At 60.9% G+C, this 345-nt stretch carries 1 protein-coding gene; it reads left to right on the forward strand.

Annotated elements, in window-relative coordinates:
• Positions 1-345 (forward strand): nitrogenase component 1 (locus X742_RS0139910; protein ID WP_031248900.1); only part of this gene is annotated, 345 nt, incomplete at both ends.

The following is a 345-nucleotide window of genomic DNA, read 5'->3' on the forward strand; positions in this document are numbered from 1 at the left end:
CGCGTGGTCGGCAACTGGTCGGGCGACGCTACGCTGGCCGAAATAGAGCGGGCGCCAAAGGCGAAGCTAAATCTCATCCATTGCTACAGGTCGATGAACTACATCTGCCGGCACATGGAGGAAAAGTATGGCATCGCCTGGATGGAGTACAATTTCTTCGGCCCCTCCCAGACCGAAGCCTCTCTGCGCAAGATAGCCAAGCACTTCGGGCCGGAAATCGAGGCCAAGGCCGAGGTGGTCATCGCCAAATACCGGCCGTTGGTCGATGCCGTAATCGCCAAGTACCGGCCGCGCCTCGAAGGCAGGACGGTGATGCTCTATGTCGGCGGGCTGCGCCCCCGTCAC

It is taken from the genome of Mesorhizobium sp. LNHC229A00, assembly GCF_000502415.1.
In the GTDB taxonomy this organism is placed as follows: domain Bacteria; phylum Pseudomonadota; class Alphaproteobacteria; order Rhizobiales; family Rhizobiaceae; genus Mesorhizobium.